A 3,462-nucleotide genomic window follows, 5' to 3' on the forward strand; every position below is an offset into this window, starting at 1 on the left:
CCCGTGTGGCCCCGCACCGCCCGCTCCACCAGCGCCACCAACCGTTCCGGCGACGCACACGCCTCCCCCACCCGCCCCGCCAGGTGGTCGGCCAGCGGCAGGAACTCCCCGGCCCGGTCGCGGGCCTCCGTCACGCCGTCCGTGACCAGCAGCAACGTCTCGACGCCGTCGAACGACACCCGCAGCACCGGCGGCAGCTCCACCGGCGGTTCCTCGCCGTCGCCGGGGGTGGACATCGCGGTGAGGCCGAGCGGCGTGCCGCTGCCCTCCGGGAGCTGCCGGACGCCCGCCGGGCCGACGACCAGCGGGCCGGCGTGGCCGAAGTTGACCAGTTCCACCCAGCCGGTGTCCATCGCGGGGAACCCCACCAGCACCGCCGTCGCGAACCGCTCCTCCCGCTCGCCGAAGCCGGCCACGTACTCGTTCTCCCGCCGCAGCCGGTCCTCGAGCCGTGCGGCCACCGTGGCCAGCAGCGGCTCGTGGTAGCCGGCCTCCCGGAAGGTGCTGAGCAGCGCGGCCGCCGCGTCCACGGCCCCGGTGCCCTTGCCCTGCACGTCGCCGAGGAGCACCCGGGGGCCGTACGGCGACGGCTGGACGTCGAAGAAGTCGCCGCCGACCTGGGCGGCGCTGTCGGCCGCCAGGTAGGCGCTGGCGGAGCGCAGGCCGTCCGTCTCCGGTGGGATCGGCCGCAGCACCGCGAGCCGGGTCGCCTCGGCGGCGTTCTCCACGCTCAGCAGGTGGTGGTAGGCGCGGCCGCGCAGCCAGCGCGACAGCACGGCGAGCGCGCCGCCCGCCACCACCAGCAGGAAGTCGCCCGCGCCCATCTGCTCGGCGTGTTCCCAGGACAGGTCGAGCAGGATGAACGCGGTCGGCGCGAGCAGCGCGAAGATCACCGTGGTCAGCATCCCGCCCACGGCCGAGGCGACGATCGGCACCGCCGCCAGCCAGGTCACCACCCGGAACTCGCCCGACGAGTTCCAGTCGGCGAGGGCGATGCCGGCCAGCAGCACCGTCGGCAGCAGCCAGGACACGTCCCAGCGCCCGAGCCGCAGTGCCGGCTCGGCGGCCAGCAGGGAGCGGCCGCGCCATCGGGAGGAGCCGGGCTCGTCGGGCTTCACACCCTCCACGATCCGGGGCGCGGGGCGGCCCCGCACGGCGGCGGCGCCCGCCCGGTGGGCGAGAATGGGCGGCATGAGCCTGTTCCGCGACGACGGCATCGTGCTGCGCACCCAGAAGCTGGGCGAGGCGGACCGGATCATCACCCTGCTGACCCGCGGGCAGGGCAGGGTGCGCGCGGTCGCGCGGGGCGTGCGCCGTACCAAGTCGAAGTTCGGTGCGCGCCTGGAGCCCTTCTCGCACGTCGACGTGCAGTTCTACGCGCGGGGGAGCACGCTGGTCGGCCGTTCGCTGCCGCTGTGCACCCAGGCCGAGTCCATCGCCCCCTACGGCCGGCACATCGTGGACGACTACACCCGCTACACGGCGGGGACGGCGATGCTGGAGACGGCCGAGCGGTTCACCGACCACGAGGGCGAGCCCAACGTCCAGCAGTACCTGCTGCTGGTCGGCGGCCTGCGTACGCTGGCCGCCGGGGCGCACGCCCCCGGGCTCGTGCTGGACGCGTTCCTGCTCCGGTCGCTGGCGGTCGGCGGCTACGCGCCCAGCTTCGAGGACTGCGCCAAGTGCGGTCTCCCCGGGCCGAATCGGTTCTTCTCGCTCGCCGCCGGGGGGGCGGTGTGCGGCGACTGTCGGGTGCCGGGCAGCGTGGTGCCGTCGCCCGACGCGCTGCGGCTGCTCGGCGCGCTGCTCACCGGCGACTGGGAGACGGCCGACCGCGCCGAGACCCGGCACGTGAAGGAGGGCAGCGGGCTCGTCTCGGCCTATCTGCACTGGCATCTGGAGCGCGGACTACGGTCCCTCAGATTCGTGGAGAAGGGCTGAGCGGCGATACCCTCGGTCGCTCAGGATCGCACCGACGTTACGGAGTCCCCCTATGGCTGCCCGCGGAATCCTGTCGTCCCGGCGGCGTCGTGAGTACCGCGCCCCCGACCCGCACCCGTCCGGCGCCCAGCCGCCGAAGCTGCCCGGTGAGCTGGTCCCGCGGCACGTGGCCGTGGTGATGGACGGGAACGGTCGTTGGGCCAAGGAGCGTGGCCTGCCGCGCACCGAGGGGCACAAGCGGGGCGAGGCCGTCGTCCTCGAAACGGTCAAGGGCTGCCTGGAGCTCGGCATCAGCAACCTGTCGCTGTACGCCTTCTCCACGGAGAACTGGAAGCGCTCACCGGACGAGGTGCGCTTCCTGATGGGCTTCAACCGGGACGTTATCGACCGCCGCACCGACGAGCTCGACGCGATGGGGGTGCGCATCCGGTGGGCCGGGCGCGAGCCGCGGCTGTGGAAGTCGGTGATCCGCAAGCTCCAGTACGCGGAGGAGCGCACCAGGAACAACGACGCGATGACGCTCTACATGTGCCTCAACTACGGCGGGCGCGCGGAGATCGCGGACGCGGCCGCCCGGCTCGCGGAGGACGTGCGGGCCGGCCGGATATCGCCGGAGAAGGTCAACGAGCGCACGCTGAGCCAGTACCTCTACTTCCCCGACATGCCGGACGTGGACCTGTTCCTGCGGCCGTCCGGGGAGCAGCGCACGTCGAACTACCTGATCTGGCAGAGCGCCTACGCGGAGATGGTCTACCAGGACGTGCTCTGGCCGGACTTCGACCGGCGCAACCTGTGGGACGCGTGCGTCGAGTACGCCTCGCGTGACCGGCGGTTCGGCGGCGCGGTCCCCAACGAGATCCCCGCCCAGTCACGGTGAGGTCGAGCCCCGAGGGGCTACTGGTTCTGTTGCGTCCATGTCACTCTGGGTTGGTCCGTACTCGACGGTCACCTCGAGGGGCGAACCTTGATCCGACGACGGTTACGACACCAGGAACCACACCAGGAACCACACCAGGCGCGACACCAGGTACGACACACGTCACGACAGCAGCCACGACAGCGGTTACGAAGCCGGTCCCGAAGGCGATGGTCGCGCGGCGCGGGGGCCGCGCTGACCGTGGCCCTGATCCTGCCGCTCGGCCTGGCCGTCTCGGGCCCGGCGAGTTCCGCCGCGGCCGCCACGCCCGCCGCCGGGACACCGGTGCCCGGGGCCGCCCCCGGCGACGAGGAGTGGGAACCGCAGGAGCCGTTGGCCGAGGTCGGCACCCTCAGCCCGCGCCAGCGTGAGCTGGCCGCACTCGACTTTCCCGGCGCGGGCGCCCCGGCGCCCGCCGGCGAGTTCACGCTCACCGCGGGCAGCGACCTGAGCGGCCGCATCGCCGACCTGACCGCCGCCCTCCCCAGGCAGGGCGTGCAGAACCTGCTCGCCCAGGCCAACCGCACACTCGGTGACGGAGGCGCGTGCGCCGACCCGTTCGGTGGCGGCGACCCGACGTCGCCCACCGACCCCACCCCCAAGCC

The 3,462-nt window shown here is 73.4% G+C and carries 3 protein-coding genes and 1 pseudogene; 3 read left to right on the top strand and 1 reads right to left on the bottom strand.

Translation table 11 applies throughout. The features are described 5' to 3' along the window. Positions 1-1,193: PP2C family protein-serine/threonine phosphatase (locus tag E1283_RS33945; protein ID WP_132822015.1), on the bottom strand; the 1,193-nt coding region annotated here is incomplete at its 3' end. Here E1283_RS33945 and recO point away from each other — a divergent pair. From recO to E1283_RS33960, 3 genes and pseudogenes are all read left to right on the top strand, one after another. Beyond that, a complete protein-coding gene (gene recO / locus E1283_RS33950; RefSeq protein ID WP_132822016.1) occupies positions 1,192-1,941 on the top strand; it encodes a DNA repair protein RecO in 750 nt (249 codons plus the stop codon). The two genes, E1283_RS33945 and recO, sit on opposite strands and share 2 nt — an antisense overlap. Positions 1,942-1,993: 52 nt before the next feature. Then, positions 1,994-2,818: an isoprenyl transferase gene (locus tag E1283_RS33955; protein WP_132822017.1), complete on the top strand. Its 825-nt coding sequence runs from the start codon at positions 1,994-1,996 to the stop codon at positions 2,816-2,818. Positions 2,819-3,058: 240 nt separating this feature from the next. Further along, a pseudogene (locus tag E1283_RS33960) lies at positions 3,059-3,462 on the top strand (hypothetical protein); the annotation flags it as partial.

Source organism: Streptomyces hainanensis (assembly GCF_004348415.1).
Classification (GTDB): Bacteria; Actinomycetota; Actinomycetes; order Streptomycetales; family Streptomycetaceae; genus Streptomyces; species Streptomyces hainanensis.